24 protein-coding genes and 2 tRNA genes are annotated in these 21,727 nt (G+C 48.6%); 7 read left to right on the top strand and 19 right to left on the bottom strand.

Going from position 1 to position 21,727, the window contains the following annotated elements:
* Positions 1–76 precede the first annotated feature (76 nt).
* From H6786_01240 to H6786_01215, 6 genes are all read right to left on the bottom strand, one after another.
* On the bottom strand, positions 77–2,851 hold the full coding sequence (locus H6786_01240) for a class I tRNA ligase family protein (protein ID MCB9815994.1): 2,775 nt from the start codon (positions 2,849–2,851) through the stop codon (positions 77–79).
* A 70-nt stretch (positions 2,852–2,921) separates the two neighbouring features.
* Positions 2,922–3,539, bottom strand: a complete 618-nt coding sequence (locus H6786_01235; GenBank protein MCB9815993.1) for an HAD hydrolase-like protein — start codon at positions 3,537–3,539, stop codon at positions 2,922–2,924.
* A 128-nt stretch (positions 3,540–3,667) separates the two neighbouring features.
* Positions 3,668–4,378, bottom strand: coding sequence for a hypothetical protein (locus H6786_01230; GenBank protein MCB9815992.1), 711 nt, complete (start codon positions 4,376–4,378; stop codon positions 3,668–3,670).
* Between the two features lie 219 nt (positions 4,379–4,597).
* The gene (locus H6786_01225; protein MCB9815991.1) at positions 4,598–4,888 is read right to left on the bottom strand and encodes a hypothetical protein; all 291 of its coding nucleotides are present in this window, start codon (positions 4,886–4,888) and stop codon (positions 4,598–4,600) included.
* 92 nt (positions 4,889–4,980) lie between these two features.
* Complete coding sequence (locus H6786_01220) at positions 4,981–5,901, bottom strand: hypothetical protein (protein ID MCB9815990.1); 921 nt, start codon at positions 5,899–5,901, stop codon at positions 4,981–4,983.
* 75 nt (positions 5,902–5,976) lie between these two features.
* Entirely contained in the window at positions 5,977–6,942 is a 966-nt protein-coding gene (locus H6786_01215; protein MCB9815989.1) for a hypothetical protein, read from the bottom strand.
* Positions 6,943–7,047: 105 nt separating this feature from the next.
* Here H6786_01215 and H6786_01210 point away from each other — a divergent pair, with 105 nt between their 5' ends.
* Both H6786_01210 and H6786_01205 read left to right on the top strand, forming a co-directional pair.
* Positions 7,048–7,317 (top strand): hypothetical protein, encoded by a 270-nt coding sequence (locus H6786_01210; GenBank protein MCB9815988.1) that lies wholly within the window; start codon positions 7,048–7,050, stop codon positions 7,315–7,317.
* Positions 7,318–7,439: 122 nt separating this feature from the next.
* Positions 7,440–8,132, top strand: coding sequence for a hypothetical protein (locus H6786_01205; protein MCB9815987.1), 693 nt, complete (start codon positions 7,440–7,442; stop codon positions 8,130–8,132).
* Between the two features lie 40 nt (positions 8,133–8,172).
* Here the strand turns inward: H6786_01205 and H6786_01200 are convergent, their stop codons facing one another.
* From H6786_01200 to sppA, 3 genes are all read right to left on the bottom strand, one after another.
* Positions 8,173–8,394: a DUF167 domain-containing protein gene (locus H6786_01200; protein ID MCB9815986.1), complete on the bottom strand. Its 222-nt coding sequence runs from the start codon at positions 8,392–8,394 to the stop codon at positions 8,173–8,175.
* Positions 8,394–9,494 (bottom strand): redox-regulated ATPase YchF, encoded by a 1,101-nt coding sequence (gene ychF, locus H6786_01195; protein MCB9815985.1) that lies wholly within the window; start codon positions 9,492–9,494, stop codon positions 8,394–8,396. The genes H6786_01200 and ychF overlap by 1 nt, the downstream gene beginning before the upstream one ends.
* 695 nt (positions 9,495–10,189) lie before the next feature.
* Positions 10,190–11,029: a signal peptide peptidase SppA gene (sppA, locus tag H6786_01190; GenBank protein MCB9815984.1), complete on the bottom strand. Its 840-nt coding sequence runs from the start codon at positions 11,027–11,029 to the stop codon at positions 10,190–10,192.
* Positions 11,030–11,127: 98 nt separating this feature from the next.
* Here sppA and H6786_01185 point away from each other — a divergent pair, with 98 nt between their 5' ends.
* The gene (locus tag H6786_01185; GenBank protein ID MCB9815983.1) at positions 11,128–11,742 is read left to right on the top strand and encodes a hypothetical protein; all 615 of its coding nucleotides are present in this window, start codon (positions 11,128–11,130) and stop codon (positions 11,740–11,742) included.
* Positions 11,743–11,852: 110 nt separating this feature from the next.
* Here the strand turns inward: H6786_01185 and H6786_01180 are convergent, their stop codons facing one another.
* From H6786_01180 to H6786_01160, 5 genes are all read right to left on the bottom strand, one after another.
* Positions 11,853–12,083 carry a hypothetical protein gene (locus H6786_01180; protein ID MCB9815982.1) on the bottom strand — a complete coding sequence of 77 codons (231 nt, stop codon included), beginning with the start codon at positions 12,081–12,083 and terminating at the stop codon, positions 11,853–11,855.
* A gap of 89 nt (positions 12,084–12,172) precedes the next feature.
* Positions 12,173–12,553, bottom strand: coding sequence for a hypothetical protein (locus tag H6786_01175; protein ID MCB9815981.1), 381 nt, complete (start codon positions 12,551–12,553; stop codon positions 12,173–12,175).
* A gap of 93 nt (positions 12,554–12,646) precedes the next feature.
* Positions 12,647–13,228, bottom strand: a complete 582-nt coding sequence (locus tag H6786_01170; protein ID MCB9815980.1) for an NAD(P)H-dependent oxidoreductase — start codon at positions 13,226–13,228, stop codon at positions 12,647–12,649.
* 47 nt (positions 13,229–13,275) lie between these two features.
* Positions 13,276–13,521, bottom strand: coding sequence for a hypothetical protein (locus H6786_01165; protein ID MCB9815979.1), 246 nt, complete (start codon positions 13,519–13,521; stop codon positions 13,276–13,278).
* A gap of 53 nt (positions 13,522–13,574) precedes the next feature.
* Positions 13,575–13,889, bottom strand: a complete 315-nt coding sequence (locus tag H6786_01160) for a hypothetical protein (protein MCB9815978.1) — start codon at positions 13,887–13,889, stop codon at positions 13,575–13,577.
* Between the two features lie 116 nt (positions 13,890–14,005).
* Between H6786_01160 and H6786_01155 the strand changes: the two genes are divergently transcribed.
* Positions 14,006–15,541: an HlyD family efflux transporter periplasmic adaptor subunit gene (locus H6786_01155; GenBank protein MCB9815977.1), complete on the top strand. Its 1,536-nt coding sequence runs from the start codon at positions 14,006–14,008 to the stop codon at positions 15,539–15,541.
* A 3-nt stretch (positions 15,542–15,544) separates the two neighbouring features.
* On the top strand, positions 15,545–18,811 hold the full coding sequence (locus tag H6786_01150) for an efflux RND transporter permease subunit (protein ID MCB9815976.1): 3,267 nt from the start codon (positions 15,545–15,547) through the stop codon (positions 18,809–18,811).
* 38 nt (positions 18,812–18,849) lie between these two features.
* On the opposite strand, the gene H6786_01145 is transcribed toward H6786_01150, so the two are convergent.
* A complete protein-coding gene (locus H6786_01145; GenBank protein MCB9815975.1) occupies positions 18,850–19,389 on the bottom strand; it encodes a hypothetical protein in 540 nt (179 codons plus the stop codon).
* Positions 19,390–19,474: 85 nt separating this feature from the next.
* Between H6786_01145 and H6786_01140 the strand changes: the two genes are divergently transcribed.
* On the top strand, positions 19,475–20,170 hold the full coding sequence (locus tag H6786_01140; protein ID MCB9815974.1) for an HAD-IIB family hydrolase: 696 nt from the start codon (positions 19,475–19,477) through the stop codon (positions 20,168–20,170).
* A gap of 183 nt (positions 20,171–20,353) precedes the next feature.
* Here H6786_01140 and H6786_01135 read toward each other — a convergent pair whose 3' ends face one another.
* Positions 20,354–20,512, bottom strand: coding sequence for a hypothetical protein (locus tag H6786_01135; protein ID MCB9815973.1), 159 nt, complete (start codon positions 20,510–20,512; stop codon positions 20,354–20,356).
* A gap of 71 nt (positions 20,513–20,583) precedes the next feature.
* Positions 20,584–20,656 (bottom strand) — tRNA-Ala (locus tag H6786_01130).
* Between the two features lie 107 nt (positions 20,657–20,763).
* On the opposite strand from H6786_01130, the gene H6786_01125 reads away from it, so the two are divergent.
* Positions 20,764–20,946, top strand: a complete 183-nt coding sequence (locus H6786_01125; GenBank protein ID MCB9815972.1) for a hypothetical protein — start codon at positions 20,764–20,766, stop codon at positions 20,944–20,946.
* Between the two features lie 37 nt (positions 20,947–20,983).
* Here the strand turns inward: H6786_01125 and H6786_01120 are convergent, their stop codons facing one another.
* Entirely contained in the window at positions 20,984–21,259 is a 276-nt protein-coding gene (locus tag H6786_01120) for a rhodanese-like domain-containing protein (GenBank protein MCB9815971.1), read from the bottom strand.
* A gap of 301 nt (positions 21,260–21,560) precedes the next feature.
* Positions 21,561–21,634, bottom strand: a tRNA-Ala gene (locus H6786_01115).
* Between the last annotated feature and the right edge of the window lie 93 nt (positions 21,635–21,727).

Below are 21,727 nucleotides of genomic sequence, written 5' to 3'. Positions count from 1 at the left end.
GTTTGCTCAGTCTTCAATGCGTGGTCGAATTTATAACATGTCCGTTCAAATTGGTCAACACCCTGAGTGTACCACACTACTCAGAAACCACAAGGTTCAATATGCGGCCAGGAACGTAGATGATCTTGCGGATCTGTGCGTCTTTGATACGTGCCTGGAGTGAATGGTTTTCAGCGACTGTTGCCATCACTTCTACCTCGGTCGCCTCTGGTGAAACGGTGATATCGCCGCGGACCTTACCATTGATCTGCACCCCGATGGTAACCTCCTTGTCTTTGGCGAGGTCGGGGTCGAAGGCTGGAAATTCAGTCGAGTGAATACTCGACGAATTTCCAGCCGCCTGCCAGAGCTCTTCGGTTACATGCGGTGCAAACGGCGCCAGCATACGAAGGAACAGCTCGTACGATTCTTTTCCAATCCCCTGCTTCTCGATGTCGTTGACCAAGATCATCATAGCGCTGATGGCAGTGTTGAACTTGAAGTTCTTGATGTCGTCATCGACTTTTTTGATTGTCTTGTGAAGCAATGAGGTGATCGCGGCCGGTTCATTTTCAGTAATGTGTTCGCTTAGTCCGTATACACGCTCGAGGAAGCGGCGGAGACCAGCAATGCCGCCCATGTCCCACGGGTAGTTCGCGGTCTCCCCATATGGCCCCATAAAAGCGAGATACATCTTTACCGTGTCTGCACCGACTCGCTCTACTTGTTCGTCAGGGTCGATGACATTTCCCTTGCTCTTACTCATCTTGTTGCCGTCTGGACCAAGGATAAGTCCACGATTGATACGGCGAGCGTACGGCTCGGCGTGCTCCGCAAGGCCGAGCCGCTTCAGCGCCTTCTGCCAGAAACGCGAGTACAACAAGTGCATGGTGGTATGCTCTGCACCACCGAAGTACAGATCGATCGGGAGCCAGGTCTGCTGCGCTTCTTTGCTTGAGAATGCGGCATCGTTCTTATTATCGATATAACGGAGGTAGTACCACGAAGAATCCACGAATGTATCCATGGTTTCTACTTCTGGTGTCCAACCTTCGCCAAAGATCTCGGTGACGCGCCGCTTGAGAGCTTCGCTCTTCGCAAGCGGCGCCACCCCTGTCGGCTTAAAGTCAACATCCTCTGGTAGTGTCCACGGCAAGTGCTCCTCTGCAATTGGATGTGCCCTTCCTTCCGGATCGTACACGATCGGTATCGGTACGCCCCAGTAGCGCTGACGACCGATCGACCAGTCACGGAGACGGTAGGTGTTGGTGAGTTTGCCGCTAACTTTTTCTGTAATGGCTACTTTTGCTTCTTCTGAGGTAAGACCGGTAAACTCTCCAGAATCTACCAAGACGCCGTACTCAGTGCGGATCTTCTGCTCCTTCAAAATACGCATCACTTGTACTAATCCGGCTGAGGATCGTGGGTCTTCGATCGCTTCATCTATGGTAAGTGTGACGATCTCATCGCCTTCATGAAGCACGAGTGATGACTCATCGACGTCAGTAATATGCGCGACCCAGCCTTGCATGCCAGGGATCTCAGATTCAAAGCAGTACGTTGCCTTTACTGCGTCGTCTGTAAAACTGAACTCGAGTTCTTCTTCGAGTTCGCGTTTGGTGGCTGCAAGTGGTGTTTCCTCACTTTCTATCTTGCCACCAAAGAAACTCAACTTTCCTGGCAGCTTTGCTGCGTCCTTTTTCCGGAGCTGGAAGAGAAATGTACCGGGCTTCCCTTTTGCTTCAAGTAGTGCTCCAGCGTGTGTGAGCGGCTTTTCAGTGACCACTGACTTGATCTGGATCCTATACTTCTTCGCGAACGCATGATCGCGCTCATCGTGCGCTGGTACGGCCATGATAGCGCCAGTACCGTACCCAGCTAACACGTAGTCAGCGATGTAGACTGGGATTTCTTCGCCGTTGGCTGGATTGGTTGCGGTAATACCATCGAGCTTTACCCCAGTCTTTTCTTTGGTGTTATCGAGGCGATCTTGCTCTGCTTTTTGTTTTGCCTCTTTTGCGTACACGACAACTTCATCCCAGTTTATGATCGAATCTTTGTATTTTTCTATAAGCTCATGCTCTGGCGCGAGTACCAGGTAGGTCGCACCAAAGAGTGTATCAGGACGCGTCGTAAACACAGTCACCTTCTCTCCGACAGATAGTTCAAAATCGATCTCAGCACCCTCTGAGCGACCGATCCAGTTGCGCTGAGCGTCTTTTATATGTTCAGGCCAGTTGAGTGGCGCGAGGTCGTCGATCAACTCATCAGCAAAATCAGTGATGCGAAGCATCCACTGTGGCATCTTTTTCTTTTCGATCACGCTATCACAGCGCTCGCAAGTGCCGTCAGCTTGTACTTGCTCATTGGCGATCACGGTGTTACAGCCTGGACACCAGTTCACCACACCTTCGCCGCGGTACGCGATGTTATTCTCAAAGAATTTAGTGAACATCCACTGTGTCCACTTGTAGTATTCGGGGTCGGTTGAGTTGCAGGTCTTGTCCCAGGAGAACGCATTACCCATGCTGGCGAGCTGGCCTCGCATGTATTCGATATTGCTCTCGGTCCACTCGCGTGGGTTGAGGTTGCGCTTGATCGCGGCATTTTCGGCTGGGAGACCAAAGGCATCAAAGCCCATTGGGTACAGTACTTGCGTGCCGACCATGCGCTTGTAGCGCACGTAGATATCTGGTACTGCAAAGGCGTACCAGTGCCCAATGTGGAGATTGCCTGACGGGTATGGCCACTCCACGAGTACGTATTCTTTCTCTTTACTGTTGTCACGCTCGCCAGTGTCATACAGTCCGTCAGTCTGCCATTTCTCCTGCCATTTCTTCTCAATCTCCTTATGATCAAACTTTTTATGCATACGCAAAATAACTCCCGTTTACCCAAGTAATATAAGGGTTATTCTGCCACTTAATGTCTGTTCTGTAAATCTACGTGAAAAGGCTCGGTAGGTCTTGCGGAGTATTGAGAATGTTGTTCTCTGGCAGCTCAGTCAAAAGCTGTTCTTTAGCGCAGTAGCCCCAGCTCACCCCGATGAGTTTATCTGGTGCAATCAGATCCTTTAGTTCATAGACATCAGCTAGGGTGTCAGTGAAATAGTAAACGTCTTCAATTGGAATTCCCCAGTCACGGCAGACCAATGCGACCTTCTCTTCCTTGGAGTGGTGGTCTTCAAAGGCGAGGATGTGGGTTGGTTGTAATTTTGTAGTCTGGAGTGCTGGCAGTACGTAGTTTTGTGATCCGCTTGAGACGACTGCGATCTTTGCATCTTCAAGTTTTAGTATTTCCTGAACAAGATCATCAAAGAGTGTGAAGCCGTGATCGTGCACGATTTTGCCAAACGACCTGATCCATTCGTATTCTGCTGCTAACTTCTCGTCGGAAAGAGTGAGTTCTTTAGAATGAAAGGGCCTTTTGCTGGCGTAGCGCCTTGCATTTTCAATTGCAGATTCAGTGTCTGGTTCTCTACCACTTGCAACAATACCGTGTATGACTGCGTTCCAGGTGTTGCCGAGTACCCCATCAAAGTCGAATATCAAATACTCCATGCAGCAAATACTAGCGTACTTAGTATCTATATTCCACATTAATTAAGCAAAAAAGCCGCCATGTGGCGACTCTTTTACTATTGTGAAGAATTTAGTACAAGACCATATGTAATGATTGTATCATGGATTTAAGTTGTGCCAACTGGCGGTGTTGTAGGTCTGGATAACTCAAGCATTTCGCCATACAGAGTCCTTACTTTGGTTTGGTGCTTATTGATCTCTTCTTCTTTTCTCAGACGTCCGATTCGACAGTGCCACAAATCGTACACCTTGGTAATATTTTGGTATGTTTTTACTCCGTAAAAATCGCTGCTTCGTGAAAGTCGGATGTCCATGTTAAACATGCTGATGAGGTGCGTCGTGACACCTCCGACACAATTGAAGACCATCTCTTCATCAGCCAAGTTTGTATTCACCATGAAACAAAGCATCTCTATTGAGTTGAGCAGAGATTGATTTTTGATCATGTAATCACGATGTGGTGCAGTGTCTCCAGTCCGCTCACTTCTGAAGGCTTCCATCTCTTTTTCACTAACACTTGCCCGCTCAAGCTTTTTAGGATCAATGAGAGTGTTTCCTTTTCGCAAGCTAATACTTGCCTTGTTTGCTGCTTCTACGGTTTCCTTGAACTTTGGTGAGATGGTGTTGAGATGGTAGCTGATGATCCTGTCGGCATACTCCATAGAATCTCTCTTGGCTTGATTTGTCCGCGTTCGACGTGCCTCAGATATCTGCCTCAAGGCCAAGACTGCTACTGCTAGAAGTCCGTATGTTGCAACAACCATTAGTGTGTCAGAATTCGTTTCTAGCCAGCTCAGTGCATCAGTAATATAGCTCATAATTTTGTGAATTTTTATAAAGTTACTATAGTCGGAGGCGTGTTGTCAAAAAACCGGCTCAATGAGCCGGTCTCACACATTTTAAGTGTGTTCCATCACGATTGAAAGCAAAAGCAGTAGAAGTGAAGCGATTACGCTCCAACTGAAGATGCGTGATTCAGCCAGCACTTCACCAACCCTTCGCTTTGCTGTTGGTTTACTGTCTTTCATTCAATGCTCCTACTGTTGAAGCAGTCCAACCGCAACCACTGTGAGAAACAGTAGTGTCGCAGTATTTGCTGCTTGGGTGAGAGGGTTTTGGTCTGACTTGTTGGCTTGTAGTCGGCCACTGATGATGCCGTACGAAATGGCAAGCAGGGACACAAACGTGAGGCTGCATGCCGTGAAGCGACTGAGGCCGAGTGTCTCAAAATCGATCTGTGGTGCAAAGATCAGAAAGTAGATGGCGCAGGTTGAAGTAAGGGCGGTTATGATCGCGGCACCAAGAATGCCAAAGTCTGTCTTACTCATGGCTGTACACCTCGTGTAGTCCGATTCGTACTATAGCGTGTGGTGGTGAATAGTAAAGGCCGGCGCCTTTGGCGCCGGCCTTTACTATTCCTCTACTCCCCTTCTTTTGTCTCAAGTTGTACTACCCGCTCGAAGCAGTATTCTCCTTCCGGGTGTTCCCAGTTGTCTGGGTTTATGATGTACCCCGTCTGACCTACCGGCATAACTGTGCGAGCATACATCATGTCTTCTGGTCTTGATTCTCCAGCAAATTCAGCGCATAGCTCGAATCCATTTTCGGTCAGATGGTACTCGTACGGCTGTCTGTCTTCAGGTGCGGTTGGTAGTTTGATGGTCGCTATAGTTTCTAGGTCAGTCGGGAGTTCATTATTGATCGCAAGATAATCTTGGATCTGCCATTGGATATTTTGTAGGTCACTGATCTGTGTCTGATCGAGTCGGTATTCGCGGAACTTGGTTGGTGAGTCAATCGAGAGAATTCCAGTTACGAGTAGGATTACTACCGCGATGCTTGTTACTATTCCGTACTCGATCGATTTCTTTTCTTTTTTCAGCCAATGACCGCGCGCGTCAAGCATGTAGTAGTTGAAAGCAGCACCGACCACTACTAAGACCGAAAAGGCTTTCATCAGGAAGCGTTCCGTAACCTCACCCTCTAGATACTTGATGATGACCGAAACTAGGTCTCCAAGTAGGACTGCTCCGCCTACGAGCAGTGAGAGATAGATCAGCCACTTGGTTAGTCCGAGGTACTTACCGTCTGGTTCCTTGCGACGGGTTTTGTTTACAATGCGGGTCAGGATCAGATAGGTCGGAAAGAATACAATGGTCATCGCAAAACCGACACGTACCATGCCGTTTGCGTTTTCGATCTCCCAGATGGTATCTGCAGCATCTGGATACAGGATGTTGATCAGTCCAAATAAGAGTACGAGTAAGAAGCTGAGCGATAAGTATAGGCTTGCCAGCGAGCCAAGCTGGAGCACGAAGTGTTTTGCTGTGTGATTTTCCATATTGTGTATTCTAACTTAGTAATGCGTTGGTGTTTGTGGAATATCTGGCCGGCGCCGAAGGCGCCGGCCACTGTATTAATCAGTCGTGAACATCTCAATATCACCACAGGCAAGTACGGCATCATCGTCTGCATCATCGTACTCAACACAGATGCTGTAGTAGATGTCGGTGTTGTCGTCGAGTCCCGTCACGTCTTTCTGGTAGGTTGCGCTGGTGTCTAAGTCGCTATCGACCAAGACTTTCTGCAGGTTGTCACCATCCTCATCAATAGCACTGTATGAGTTGAAATCGTCAACAACGTCTTCGATCGCATTCTCGTCTTCACCATAGACAAAGAACACACGACCATTGTTAAAGTCATTCATATCAACGACACCATGTAATTCTGCACTGTCGTCAGTTACATCTTCAGCGTTGTGAGTATTGAGGGTTGGTTCGTCGAGATTGCTATTTGAGTCATCAGTGCGGAATGAATAGATGACCCCATAGTCCTCGTCCCCATCTTCGTCTTCAGCTACGGCGCGGAAGTAGTAGAGTGTATTGTCATCGAGATCATCGATATCCTCCTCGAAGTAGGTGCTGTCGTTTTCGTCGATGGTCTGATGATCTGTTTCTTCATCTAGATCAGTTCGTGAGGTGCCGTACTTGAAGTACACTTCCGCCTCGTCAGCGTTGCCAAGGTAGACATGACCGCGTAGGGTTGCAGTGTCTTCATCTACATCGACTGCGCTTCGGGTAGTTACTTGTACATTACTATTTTCGCCTACCTGAGACTCAAGCTGACGGATAAGTTCCTGCAAGTACGAGATCAAACTGAGCAAATTCTGGTCCTGGAGACCATAGAATCGGTTTGTGTACTGATACGCATACTCGCGATCATCATCTCGGCCTCGGTCCTTATATGAATTGTTGCACTTGCCTTGTGAGTGATAATAGCCGTTTTCACTACAGTCTGCGTATGCAGGTGTGGTTGCGGCAAAAGTCATTGTAAACGCGAGCATCAAGACGAATGCTGGCGCTACAAACGTACGAAATTTCATAAATAAATAGATTTAGGCCTAGTAAGTTGTTATATGCATTGTGCTCCTCTACTAGTAGTAATGCAAGCTTTTGTGTATTTCGTTTCAAGCGCTATACTGGTCGGTATGAAACAAGAAGATCTAAAGAAAGCGCCGAAGTTATTTTGTGAAAGCGTGAGTGTTGCATACACTCCTGAATATTTTGTGGTTGGTCTTACCTCCGGTAGCCAGGGTACGATTTACACACTTACGCCACAGCATGCAAAGCGATTACAGCAATATCTGGAGCATCAGGTGAAGGAATTTGAAGATAAGAATGGTGAGATCGATGCGAAATGGGATCCGAATATCGTGAGTCCTGTGCAGCGCGCGAATCCCCCAACTGAGTTGAGTTAGAGGTTGCGACAGAAAGAAAAACGGCGGGCCCACGAAGTGGGCCCGCCGTTTTTCTTCACCCCACTCTTGACTCCTCAGCACAAGTCCATATAGTTACACATAGTCAATTTGCGAGGTGTAGGATGAAAGTAAACCAACGCACTGCAGAACAGTACCTTCCGGCAAGAATGCGTCGTATTATGGGTCTTTCCCGCAAAGTCAGACGTATGAACGATCAGCTCGATGAGCTTGGTCAAGATACTGTACTCGACCTTATCGATGGTTGGTCAACTGGCGATCCGGTCAAAGACTTTTGTCTGGTGGCTTGTGATGGCATTTTCGATGAACAAGTGCTGGAGTTCAACTATCGGGTTATTCACTCTCTTGGAATGAGGTTTCCGGGCCGTGAGATATTGGTTGTCAAAAAGGCTGGTTACTACGATGAAGAAGGTTTTGGCATGCTGCGTATGGTGCAGCTTGCCACCTTGCGCAAGGACTTAGCGGAGTTCGACATCGACAGCATCTCAATGCGGCTGCCAGTCGAGCCTGGTCATTTCCAGTGGTCAGAGTATCGCAGTGGTGAAGTCTTCATGCCGGCGACTCGGACACACGATGAGTCGTGGCTTACAGCCGGACCTCTGTACTCGGTGCACACGTTGTTTGGTCGCGTACAAAAGACCACTGAGGGCTTCGAGCACGTCCCCGACGACGCTGTGTGTGAAGTGTTCTTACTTCCGGCCGAAGACCCAGACTGGCTCCTTAACGAGTACGGTGTCTCGTCTTCAATGATCCAAGAATTGCGTCGTACTTGGTTCCGTAAGAAAAATGGTCGCTAAGGATGACCAATTCAACTCCCCGCTAAAACCGGGGAGTTTTCTATTCTGGCACATCAAATATCTTTGTTGGTGAGTGGTGGCCGGTGATGATCTTCACGTCTTCCGGGCGGGCGCCTACGGCGCCCGCCAAAAGCTCCCGCACTCGCTTATTCGCCATATTCCGTTCAGCGGGTTCGCGGACACTCATATGAAATTCAGTCTCACTGACGCGCGAGACTGACTCCTTTCTTGCTCCTGCTTTTACTCGTACGCGAATGTACATTACGAGTGCATGAATTCGATCACGTCTCCATCTTGGACAATGTAGTCCTTTCCCTCAGTGCGAAGTTTGCCTTGGTCGCGAGCGGCTGCTTTACTGCCAGCTGCAACTAAGTCTTCAAAAGCAACCACCTGCGCACGAATATATTTATCTTGGAAGTCTGTGTGGATGGCTGCACCCGCCTCTGGCCCAGTTGAGCCGATTGGTACAGTCCACGCACGTGTCTCCTTTTCGCCAGTAGTGAAATAACTCATCAGTCCAAGGCGGTGGTATGCAGCGCGGATAAGCGATTCTACTCCACTGTCTTGTGCACCATACTCACGACGAAACTCGTTCTTCTCATCGTCTGAGAGATCTTTGAGTTCGTGTTCCATGCCAGCATCTACTACTACGTACTCAGAGCCAGTGTCCGCAAAGAATTGCAACAGTTCTTGCCAGCGATCGTCATTATGTTCGTCTAGGTTGAAAGCGTCTTGCTTCTTGTTACAGACGTACAAGAATGGCTTCATGGTGAGTAAGTGCAAGCCCTTCACCAGCTTCAGTTCGTCGTCAGTCATGCCGAGTGCGTTGGCGAGATGGCCAGCTTCAAGGTGTGGGAGTAGTTTGTCGAGTACTGCTTTCTCTGCCACAGCTGCTTTGTCGCCGCGCTTCACATCTCGCTCCAGGTTATTCAGTCGCTTGCTCACTGTTTCAGCGTCAGCCATGATGAGTTCGAGGTTGATAGTTTCGATGTCGCCAAGTGGATCGACTCCCCCAGATACATGGTGAATGTCACTGTCTTCAAAGATGCGCACCACTTCGGCAATCATGTTGGTCTCACGAATGTTTGCGAGGAACTTGTTGCCAAGCCCTTCACCAGCTGAAGCTCCCTTTACAAGACCAGCAATATCCACAAACTCCACCACTGCCGGCAAGATATCTGCAGAGCCAGAGATCTTTGAGAGTGTCTCGAGGCGGTTGTCAGGTACGGCAACAACACCCACTGATGGGTCGATCGTACAAAACGGATAGTTAGCCATCTCGACTGAGTTTTTGGTAAGGGCATTAAAAAGGGTTGATTTCCCAACGTTTGGGAGCCCGACAATTCCTACAGATAGTGACATAGTGCGGATAAAATAGCAGAAAAGTTTAAAAATAGCGAATGAGTTTTTGTACAAAAAGAAAAGGCGTCTTTCGTTTGGTTCATCGGATTAAACCGAAACGAAAGCCGCCGTTTCCAAAAAAAGGAAAAATAGTCTTAAGTACAATGCTGTCAATAGTCTAGCAGAGGCGTTAAATTTGTCAAGTAACTACACTATTGCCATAACATTATTTTCGTGTTTTATTATAGGTGCCCGCGATATTGCGGGCCTTAGCCCTCATATCATCGGAGGTATAAAAATGGGCAAGTTAAGTACGATGCTAGCGCTAGTTACAGTGGCAACAATAGCCACGGGCTGCGCGTCCTTAGAACCACAACGGCCGGCTGAGCCGACATACTACCAGGACGGTTCCCTGCAACAGGGGGCACCAGAACGGTGCGTGGAACTCCCATGGAGTTTCGAATGTCGGAAGTATGCTATGCCTGTAAGGGTATAAGCAGAAGCTAGCCGTTTGTGGCACACCCCGTCGCGCAATCCTTTGCGACGGGGTTTTTCATTAGAAAAGGCCCGTAGAGTTGGCGGGCCTTGGGCGTGCGAGAGGGGTCCCGTGTTTGGACGAGCACCAGTGCTGCAGAGCAAGCAGTGAGGAGGTGATCGTGCCTCCCCTCTCGCACGCTATGTCATACTAGCGCTTGCTATAAAAATGTCAATTTCACTTAGAATGGCAGTACCCACTGATCGTATTCGCAGAACTGTACATAAGCAGGATCGATCTCAAGAATGTTTGCAAACGCTTCCTGTGCTTCGGTTCTTCCGCCAAGTGCGTCAATCAGTCCAGCACTGATCGCTCTTGCACCAGGCATAGAAGAACCGTCAGCGATGGCCTCTACGTCCATACGGTCTAAGTCGCGGTAGGTTGCTACCATGCCGACAAATTCATCGTGAATGATCTGTAGGTCAGCGAGCAGCAGTTCACGTTCTTCGTCAGTGATCGGTCGATTTGGTGAACCAGTATCTTTGAATTTTCCTGTAGTGAGCTGTACATAGGTCAACCCTTCCTCTTCGTTCTTTGCTGACTCTTCAACATACGACATGTTTACGCCGATACTTCCTACATCAGACATTGGTGATGCGATGAGGTAGTCTGTCGCTGCTGCGATCATGTATCCACCTGACGCTGCCATGTCTCCCACTAGTCCAACTACTGGTAAGTTGGTTGAGCGGAAGCGTTCCGCGATCCGTGCTGACGCTACCGGTGTGCCACCAGGTGAGTTGATCTCGACGAGTATTCCTAGAATATCTGGGTCGTCTTCAACGGCGCGTAGATATGATTCGACTGATTCTGGTGTGGTGATGAGTTCGAAATCTCCGATTCCATGATATGGGAGAATTGCTCCCTCTATGGGCAGTACGGCAATGTTACAGTTGCCATCACTGATGCCGAGTTCTGATTCAAATAGCGAAGAAATAGCAAATACGACAATGACGATCGTGAGCACTACGACAACCGCGCGCATCACTACGCCAGCGGTCTCACGAAGAAATGATCTTTGCATACGCTACATAGTACCACGTACCGCTTGCAAATATTTTATAGATAACGGTATAGTGCAATAAGTTTGCACATAGAAAACTTGATCTGGGGAGGTCATACATGAGTATCAGAGTAGTTCGTACGACGCTCGTCTGGAAGACATTTGTTGATGATGTATCCATTGGTCGCTATGCTTTGCAAGGATGCTTCGCTTGCTCGGTTCAAGAGTTGCTCGGCTTTTCAAGGGCTCCTTCACTCTGGGGTGAGTTGACGCTCACTGAAGTTGGTGAGTTGGCACGTGCGGTTCGTCATAACAAAATGGCGCTTACCACCAAAGACACAGAGACGGCTGAGGATACGTATGACCAGCCACGAGATCGGTATACCGCAATCTACCTGCTTGATGAAAATTGTGGCAATGCGCCGCTTGCTGCAAGTATGATATCGATGGACGACGAGAGGGTTTGCAAGGTGCATTTTTACTGCGTTGATAACCGCACCAAGTACGATCGTGAAAAATTGCTGGGTAAACTATTCTCAGTGATCGTCTGGCTTGCGCGCAAGTCTAGCCGTGGACAGGTGCGTTACCCAGCCATTCCTGGTCGTCCATCTGGAATTGTTGGTAGCTTGTCCGACGCTTCTTCACGACGCTTCCGCGACGATAGTCGTCACATCTTCTGGTACGAAGTACAAGTAGAAAATGCTGACAGGATCCTGGTACCTGTTTTGCGCTGAAAGCTCATACCCGACACAATCTTGTGTCGGGTATTTTGGTGGTGTGAGGGCATAAGAAAGGGCGTCGCAGCTTGCGCAGGCGACGCCCATGGGGAGACAACTAAAGGAGGTTATCGTGGCACGAGGTATCTCGTGCCGACTTCGTAGTTTCGATCGATGATGATGTGGTTGTCACCACCACCGTAGTCGATGTGGCCATGACCTTGAGTCTCGAACCTGTCTCCGGGTCCCATGAAGGGCTCGATAAGCATTCGGTTCTTTGCATCCAGGCCTTCGGCCAAAGGTTCGGCGAATGCGTCGTAGAGAAAGCCGTGGCCATAGACTCCGGTTCTAGTCTGCATCGCGCAGCCGCCACATAGCGTGCACACTCCTACCAAGAGGAGTGTCACAAAACGTATGGTCATGTGAAACTCCTGCTTGGGTAGATCGTTTAAGGATGGTCGTTGGGGATGTAGCCCTGGGTATTCCAGCGGACGTCAACACCGCCCCGTTCGCCACCGTTCACGTCATATCCGATGTTGCCATCGGTGCTAAACGTGCGTTTTTCCCATGCGCCATATTTCGGTTTTTCGTGCATGGATTTGTCACGAACGCGCCCCATCTTGTCGATCGATGCCTCGAGATCGCGCGCGTGACTGCCCGAGATTGGATACTTCCTATCGTACTCGTACTGGCGATAGCGGTCGTACGAGTCCCAGTAGTCAGAACCCCCACCGCTATAGTAACCGTCGTCCCGGGTGTAGATAGTACACCCGGTCAGAAGTGCAATTGCGCCGATAACTGCGGCGCGCAGGATTGAGTAGGTGTTCATGATGAACCCTCCTTTGATTGTCAGTTTGCTGTGGATACTTAATATATCCGCCTTTTTATATTATTGCACAAAATAAGGTAAAAGTCAATGTTCCTACTTCCCTTTTTGACCGAGTGTAGCAACCTCTTTCATCCACTTTTCTCGCACTGTATCGGTTACTTTTTCGGCTGGTCCATAGGCAGAAACATCGGTCTTTATACCGGCAAATTCGAGGATGCCGTACTGGATCTCGTTGGTGTAGTCACCAAACTGCCACCAGGTCTTAAATGGACTGTGGGTACCAGAAATGATGAACACACGACCTGTCTTCCCTGCTAAATGCTTATCAAGCTTCTTGGTCTCTTTATTGAAATTGAACGCAAAGCCTGGGAGCCAGATGCGGTCAAAAAGGCCCTTGAGCAAGGCTGGCATGGTGCACCACCAGTTCGGGTAGCCGATTACCACATGGTCTGCTTCGCGGATGGCATTCTGGACCATTTCAAGATCGGGCTCCAAAGCCTGTATCTCCTTGTAGCCACGGTGCAGGATCGGATCGAAGTGAAGCTCGCCTAGATTGATGCGATGGACTGCATGGCCAGCTTCAGTGGCGGCAGTTTGGTACTGATCGAGAATGGCACCAGTGAAACTGTCTGCGTCTGGATTACCGCAAATGATCACAATGTTCTTTGGTTGCATATGTAAGTATTGTAACGCTATGGGCGCGAGCGGAGCGAGCGCCCTGTTTACAACTCTGTGTCAGTGAGCGAATCTACTTTCTTGCTGGTGCTCACAGAGACGGTTATGATGATTGCTATAATGATGCCGAGGATGATTAGTCCAATAATCAGTGGTACAAACACACCAAAATGAGAGAAAACATTCATTGCTTCGGCATTTCCTTGAATTGTACTAACGATGTATCCAAAAAAGAGAATGGCAATGAGCAAGACACTCCAAATGACACCTAAAAGTATGTTTTTCCAGTTCATTTGATTATGGTAGCACAAAAGCCGGGCGCGAAGCGCCCGGCTTTTGTTTCTTTCTACTGTCGAATGCTCCCGTTCGGGTTGAATTGTCCCTGGGTGCCCATCTGCATTTGCATAAGCTTTTGCTTCATTTCAGGGCTCATGACCGCCATGATCTCAGCTTGGTACTTTGGTAGCACCTTAGCTGCTGCCGCCATCTGGTTGTTGCCATTTACCTTCATTTCCGCCTGCAGTTCCTTGGCGATCTTTTCAAAGAGTGCCGGGTCCTTCTCCAGCATTTCCATGATCATCTGCTGCTGGTCTGCCGGCACATTTTTCATTTGCGACTGAAGCACCTTCTTCATCGCATACTGTTTAAATTTTCCAAACATATGGGCAAGATTGTACCACAAAACACGTACTAGGTAGACAGGCGTCAGAAGTATAGACAAGGTACCAATTTAATGGTACTTTTCGCACATTAATACAGAATCATTTGTAAATGTTTATGAATATCACACAGAAGCTTCGGCCGTGGCTTGGTCGCAAATCAGTTCGGGGCGCTTTAGTAGTGCTGGTTATTGTTGTTTTTGGTCTTGTTTTGCAAAGCCGAAACGCAGAAGTAGCCAGTGATCAAGAACCTCAGTTACCAGTGGTAAGTCTCACTACTGCTACAGAGTATGCTGGTGGTCAGACTTTATCGGTCATTGGTACTGTTCGTGCGTTTACTGAAGCGAAGGTAACTGCAGAACGTGCAGGTCGGGTTACGAGTGTACCAGTTGCACTTGGACAGCAGGTAGCAGCTGGAACGATTTTGGTGACACTTGAGAATGCGTCTGAGCGCGCTTCTGTGTTACAGGCAGAAGGTGTATACGATGCAGCAGTTGCTGCAGCAGCTCAGACAAATGTTGGTGTCGACGAAGCAGCGACAGCACTCAAGAATGCAAAAAGCAACGCTGTCTCAACGTTCAAGTCGGCATACAACACCACCAATGGCATCGTCCGAAATTCTATCGATACTTTCTTCGCTGACCCAGATGCTCGTGTGCCCGGCCTTCGTATTGATGGTCGAGGTTTCACCAGTCAGCTCAACAATGAGCGTGTCGCATACCAGACCTTGCTTGCGACTTGGCAAACGAAAGCCAATACCATTTCAACTGATTCTGATCTCAATACAGAACTTGCGTATGCTAAAGAATCTGTACAACGAACAATTAATTTGATCGATACGTTTCTAACTGTCTTCGCTACTCAGGACAACAGCTCGCGGTACTCTGACAGCGAATTACAGTCTTTCACTGCTAGTTTTACTAATCTGCGCTCAAATCTGATCGCTGTACAGTCGAGTATTGATGGCGTAGAAGCTGGTCTTGCGAGTGCTGCTGATGCAGTACGACGCGCCGAACTGGCTGCAAGTGGGGGCGAGACCTCAGCTGCTGATGCACAGGTCAAGCAAGCGCTTGGTGCGCTTCGGGCAGCGCAAGCAAATCTAGCGAAGACCATTCTTCGTACACCAGTCAGCGGAACCGTCAATTCCCTCTCGGTCCGCCCGGGTGATTTCATCGGCGGGTTTGATGAGGTGGCGGTGGTTGCTAATAACGGTGCGCTTGAGATCGTTACCTATGTGAGCGATATCGAACGTGACCTTTTGCAAGTTGGCGATGTAGTGACAGTGGAAGGTCTCTACGAAGGCCGTATTTCTGAGATCGCGCCAGCAGTAAATAGTGCTACGCGGAAGACAGAAGTGCGCATTGCGACAGAAGGTGCTGATATTTCAAACGGTGACACGGTTCGGGTGACAAAGGAATTCAATGGCGAATCAAAACAAACCACTGTTCGAGTGCCACTTACTGCAGTGAAGTTTGAGCGAGAGAACGGCTTTGTCTTCAGTGTGACTGATGGAAAGCTAGAACAGCACGCAGTCGTGCTCGGAGATATTCTCGGCGGCTCGGTTGAGATCGTTGAAGGCCTCAGTGCTACTGACTCGTTTGTGATTGATGCTCGTGGACTGATTGCTGGTGAATCTGTTTCGGTAACCGAATAGCCTATGTGGGAATTCTTTATTAAAAACAACCGATTTGCGTACCTATTTTTGGTGGCGCTCATTGGTGTTGGTGTGTTCAGCATTACGACCATTTCACGCGAATCCGCACCTGAGGTGGTGATTCCGGTTGGTATCGTAAGTACGGTACTGCCGGGTGCTCCAGCGGCTGACGTTGAATCGCTCGTGACCAACGAGATCGAGCGTGGACTGCGTGGTCTTGAAAATGTGAAGAAGATCACCTCGACGTCGCGAGAATCAGTCTCGACGATCGTAGTGGAGTTTGATGAGGACGCTGATCTTGATGCGTCGATTCTCGACCTGAAAGATGAAGTGGACACGATCAAGCCAGATCTTCCAGACGATGCCGAAGATCCATATGTATCTGAAGTGAACTTTGTGGATCAGCCGATCTTGACACTATCAGTCTCGGCTGACTTGCCTGATTTTGAACTGACCTCGCTCGCAGATGATGTTGAGCGTGAGATCGAAGCAGTGACGGGTGTGCAGAAAGTGGATGTGAGTGGTGTCCGAAAGCGCGAAGTGACCGTGATCGTAAATCAAGAAGCATTGGTGCGCTATGACCTCGGTTTGACTGATGTTACCAATGCGCTTCGCTCAGCGAATCTTACCTTCCCGATCGGTCAGATCGTAAACAATGGCGTGTCATACAACGTTGCGTTTGAAGGCGATATTGTCGATACGAGTGATATTCAGAATGTGCCGGTGACGAGTCGTGGTGGTCAGCCGGTGTATGTGCGCGACATTGCGGTGGTAGAAGATGGTTTGGCTCCAGCGTCTTCCTTGTCTCGTCTTAGTGTAGCTGGAGCACCTTCTGAAAGTTCGATCACTTTCAATGTGTACAAGCAAGTTGGTGGTGACATCACTACTATTACGAAGGCCGTAAATGAGCGTATGGAGGAACTCAAAGCGCCAGGTGAACTCTTAGCCGATGTCACAACTGTAGTCGTGCTCGACTCAGGTGACATGATCAATAAAGACTTGCTCCGTCTCACAATGTCTGGCTTGCAGACAGTGATCCTGGTGGTTCTGCTTCTCATGGCGGCGATCGGTTGGCGGGAAGGACTTTTGGCTGGGACAGCCATTCCGCTGTCATTCCTCTTTGGATTCATTGGTCTCTACTTCTCAGGCAATACGATCAACTTCTTGAGTCTCTTCTCGCTCATTCTTGGTATCGGTATCTTGGTGGACTCCGCTATCGTGATGGTAGAAGGTATCAACCGCCGCATGAAGGATAATCCAACTATCGATAAGAATGAGGCAGCGATCAGTGCTATCCGTGACTTCCGTGCGCCGCTTATCTCAGGAACTCTAACGACCGTATCGATGTTCGTAGGGCTCTTCATTGTGTCTGGTGTGACCGGGCAATTCATTGCAAGTATTCCGTTTACGCTTGTCTTCTTGCTGTTCGCGTCACTCTTTGTCGCTCTTGCGATCGTGCCACTGCTTGCTTCAACCTTTTTGCATCGACGAAGCACGAGTGAATTTGAGGTGAAGCAGCTTGCGTACGCCAAGAAGCTTGAAGCGTGGTATCACGAGAAGCTCAAGTACTATCTTGATAGCAAGGCGCGTCAGAATCATTTTCTCTCACTTATCTTTGCCTTGTTGGTCTTCTCGATCTTTTTGCCGATCAATGTGTTTGCTGGCTTCATCGCTGGACCGCTTGTGTATGTGGTTACTAAACGTTCGAAGGACAAGCAACTTGCACGCCCGATCAGTAACTGGAAGCGAAAGCTTATGTGGCTGCCGCAGGTAGCGCTCTCGATCGTTCTTGCTGTGGTGGTGTCAAACGCTATCTTGCCGCAGGCGAGTCTGGTGCGAGTGATCTTCTTTGATCAAAGTGACGTTGACTACATTATTGTGGAAGTAGAAGAGCCAGAAGGAACGACCAAGGAGGTGACCGATATCTCAATTCGTCGAGTTGAGGAGATCCTCTATGCTGAGGATGAGATCGATTCGTTCACGGTGACCGTCGGAAGTGGAAGTCAGTTCGGAAATGGAGGTACGGGTGAAAAGTTTGCTAACATCTTTGCTAATCTTGATCTCGATCGTGAGCGAACCAGTAGCGAGATCGTTTCGGATCTTCGCGAAAAGATGGCTGTCTTGAACGATATTAAGGTGAATGTGAGTCAGCCAAGTGATGGTCCGCCAACTGGTGCGGCGATTGTGGTGAAATTCCTCGGTGATGACCTCAGTGAGATCATGCAGCTTGCGAATGAATCAGCTGAGATCATGCGTACACAGCCTGGTGTGGTGAATGTTGAGACAAGCACCAATAACAACAGTACTGAGTTTGTGCTTGAGCTCGATCGTGATAAGGCGGCTGCGTCTGGCGTGAGTCCATTCTTGGTCTCACAGGTAGCGCGAACTGCACTCTATGGTACTGAAGCGACATCACTCACGACACTTGATGAAGATATTAATGTGGTCGTGAAGCTCAATGTAAACAATGATCCAAGTGCTCGAACAGACTCAGTGAACGTAACCACGATCGATGCGCTTCGAGACATCACGATCCCAAGTCAAAGTGGACCAATTCCGCTTTCGAGCTTGGTGTCGGTTTCACTTCGTGAATCAAGCTCAGTCATTTCTCATGAAGATGGTAAGCGAGTGGTGAGTGTCACTGCCGACATTGCTGAAGGTGGTAACGCACGCGAAGCGCAAGCGACCGCGCTTGAAGAGATCAGGTCACAGCTTGATATTCCAGATGCGGTAACTCTTAGTAGCGGCGGTGGCGAGACAGAAGAATCAAACAAGGCATTCATGGAAATGTTCCTGGCGCTTATTGTGGGTGTAATGCTTATGGTTGGAGTCTTGGTGCTCCAGTTCAACTCGTACCTCCATATGCGTTACGTGCTTTCGATCTTGCCGTACTCGCTCATTGGGATCATGTTTGGTCTTGCGATCACCGGCAATACTCTCTCCTTCCCTTCTCTCATGGGCTTCATTGCGCTCTCTGGTATCGTGGTAAACAACTCGATCTTGCTGATCGACATGATGAACAATATTCGCCGAGAAGATCCAAGCAAGGACTTGGAAGAGGTGGTGCTTGATGCTGCGACCAGTCGTTTGCGCCCGATCTTACTCACGACTGTTACGACGGTCATTGGTATGGTTCCGCTTACATACGCTGGCGACATTTGGTCACCGCTTGCCTACGCTGTAATGTTCGGACTTGTGTTCTCAGTGATCATTACTCTCGTGCTGATTCCGATCACGTATCTCAATCGACCGGGTGAGGTTCGAGGTTAACAGCGCCGCACTAAAAAACACCTCATCCGAGGTGTTTTTTAGTGCGGCGCCTCCGCTTCGCTTTTTCGCTTTGCCCAAATGCCTTTCATGAGTGCCATCATGCCATTGACGATGCCGATCGCCAGAATCAGCCAGGTGACGTATCCCATTAAGAAGTGGGTTAACGTGAAGTCCGTCAAACCGATTGACTGAAGTGCAGAGAGTATACCTAGGGTGTACCAGTTGCCTGCCTGAATAGCCGGACCGAAAGTGCTTGGTATGAGGTGTGCGGTCATGAGCATGGCGTTGGTGAACAGTACAAAGATGGTGAGTAGTGCTGCGTATGAGAATGCGCTCATGTTGAGTAGGCCGGTCACGCTGTATTCACTCGCAAGTAAAAAGATCGTGGTCACGAGAATAGTCACCATGGCAACGCGAAGCACAATGTACACGATACCCATCATGCGGCGTTCTGTGTCGTCGATCTCGCCATCAGCGATCGCTGCAAAGAAGTTGGCGATCGCTAAGGTCGATGCGCCAACTCCGAGCGAGATTCCGATCGACTGCAGGATCGAGACGAATACCAGGAAAAAGGTCATAAGCCTATTCTAGCAGAGCACTTGGTCACAGTTATGCCCGTGTGTGAATTTACAGTCTTCAAAAAAGCTTTATGCTGTTCACATCATGAAATACAAACACCTTTTCTTTGATATGGATAAGACCATTGCACCGGCTCGTCAACCGATCTTGCCTGAGATGTTCGAGCTTCTTTCTTCCCTTCCACAGGATATTGTGATTGTCTCTGGTCAAGATGTAGAAAAGATCAAGTGGCAAAGTAATAACCTGCATGCGGTAGTGCTTGGTCAGAACGGAAATCATGCAGTTGATGTAGACGGTGCGGAATTGTGGAATGTACCACTTGATGAATCACATCGAGCTGAGATCATGGCGCATATTGATGCTATTGTGAATATTCTCGACCACGATCTTAATCTCGAATGGGATCCGATCGAGGATCGTGGGGCCCAGATCACCTTCAGTCCGATTGGTAACACAGCGCCAGTTGAGGTCAAGATGACATATGATCCTGACCGAAAGAAGCGCGATGCACTCATTGAAAAAGTACCATTTGAATCAAACGATCTTGTGGTAAAGATCGGCGGTTCAACCAGTTTTGACTACATTCACAAAGATCGGCATAAGGGGACGAATGTACAGAAGTTGATAGATCTAAAGGGCTGGGATAAAAATGACTGTGTCTACTATGGCGATGGCTTGTATCCTGGTGGGAATGATGAAGCTGTGATCGGAGTGATCGAGACAGTGTCAGTTGAAGATCATCTCGATACGTACACCAAACTCAAAGAGCTTATCGGCTAGTCTAGAACACTTATGCACAGGTCTGTCACTTGTCAGGTGGCAGGCTTTTCATATAATCAGGATATGCAACAAGCAGTTCGCAAAAACATTGTCGTGCTGTTCGTCCTAGGAATCACCTAGGCCGGTTTGTTGCACTTACGTCAAAAGTAGATGAAAACAAGAACCGGCCACAAGCCGGAATTTTTATTTACTCAGTTCCTTACCAGTCTTCGGCAAGTGATTCTCATGAGGAATACACTGCAATGTAGAAACGAGCATGCTCACCGCCTCTGCTTTGAATGGACCACAGGCCACCATAAGCCCTGCCCAATCGCTACATATCGGATACTGATGCATTTCCATGCAGAAAATAAATAGTCTGGGTGATCCTCAGCAAACACAAAAGCCGGCCACAAGCCGGCTTTTTCTATCGGTGGACCATAGCGGACTCGAACCGCTCGCCTCATCCATGCCATGGATGCGCTCTACCGGATGAGCTAATGGCCCGTTGTTGCCACGAGATTCTATCAGATGAAAACTGTGATTCCAAGCGTTTCTTTGGCTTTGAGCTGTGGTACAGTATGCGTGCATCATATTGCATTGGGGAGAGGTTGATGAAACGACTGGAGGACGATTTTGATGGTGAGACACAACGTGTACGGGTAGTGAGAGCGCAGCCTGGTAGCGGGGTGATCCTGTTCTTTGAAGATAAGACATCCAAGATGGTCGATGATCATCGTGAGTTTGATTCGCTGGATGCAGCCAGACCTCGTGATTACGATCGCGATTATCAATAGGTTGTGTCACCCATCTCTGCCCGGCTTGCCGGGCTTTTTATATACTCATCATGCCACCTTCAAGCAGGTCTGTCTTATAGCCAAGCTTGCTGAGTGCTTCATTGGTGACTTGGCAACGTCCTCCGCTGCGACAGATGGTCACAATAGTTTTATCTTTCGGCAGATTTCCATCTTCTGCTTCTCGGATAATATTACCCATCGGAATATGTACTGCGCCAGATAACGGCGGCTGCATGAGAAGTTCCTCGCTTTCTCTAATGTCTACGAGTAGTACCTCTTCGGGGTTAGCTGCGTCTAGCTGTTCTTTTGTCATAATTTTAAAATTGAAACGGGGCCACATTAAATGGTGGCCCCGCGGACAGCCAGAATTCGTAAATTCTGGCACCTCTTCACGTCTGACGTTCAAAGACCGACGCTCCTGATATCTTATAAAAACTTTTTCGAGGTGTAAAGCTTTACTTAACTGTGGACCAGAGAGGACTCGATTCTTACAGAATCTGTGCAGGTTGTCGATATTTTGTTCGCAAGCTCCAAAATATCTGACTAACCTTTTCGAGTCCTCTAGCACATATCCAAAAACTGCCACAGACAAGCTGTGACAGTTTTCGAATATGTGGACCAGAGAGGACTCGAACCCCCGGCCTCCTCAGTGCAAATGAGGCGCTCTAGCCAACTGAGCTACTGGCCCAAGTGAATTGGGAATGCTTAGATGAAAAACAAATTATGGTGCAAAAATTCAATGCTCGCATTTAATTTTTGCACCAGAATTTGTTTTAGCAAG

Source organism: Candidatus Nomurabacteria bacterium (assembly GCA_020632075.1).
GTDB lineage: Bacteria > Patescibacteriota > Minisyncoccia > Phycocordibacterales > UBA918 > OLB19.
The sequence above is the reverse complement of the archived record's forward strand: the minus strand, read 5'-3'. Positions and strand labels throughout refer to the sequence as shown.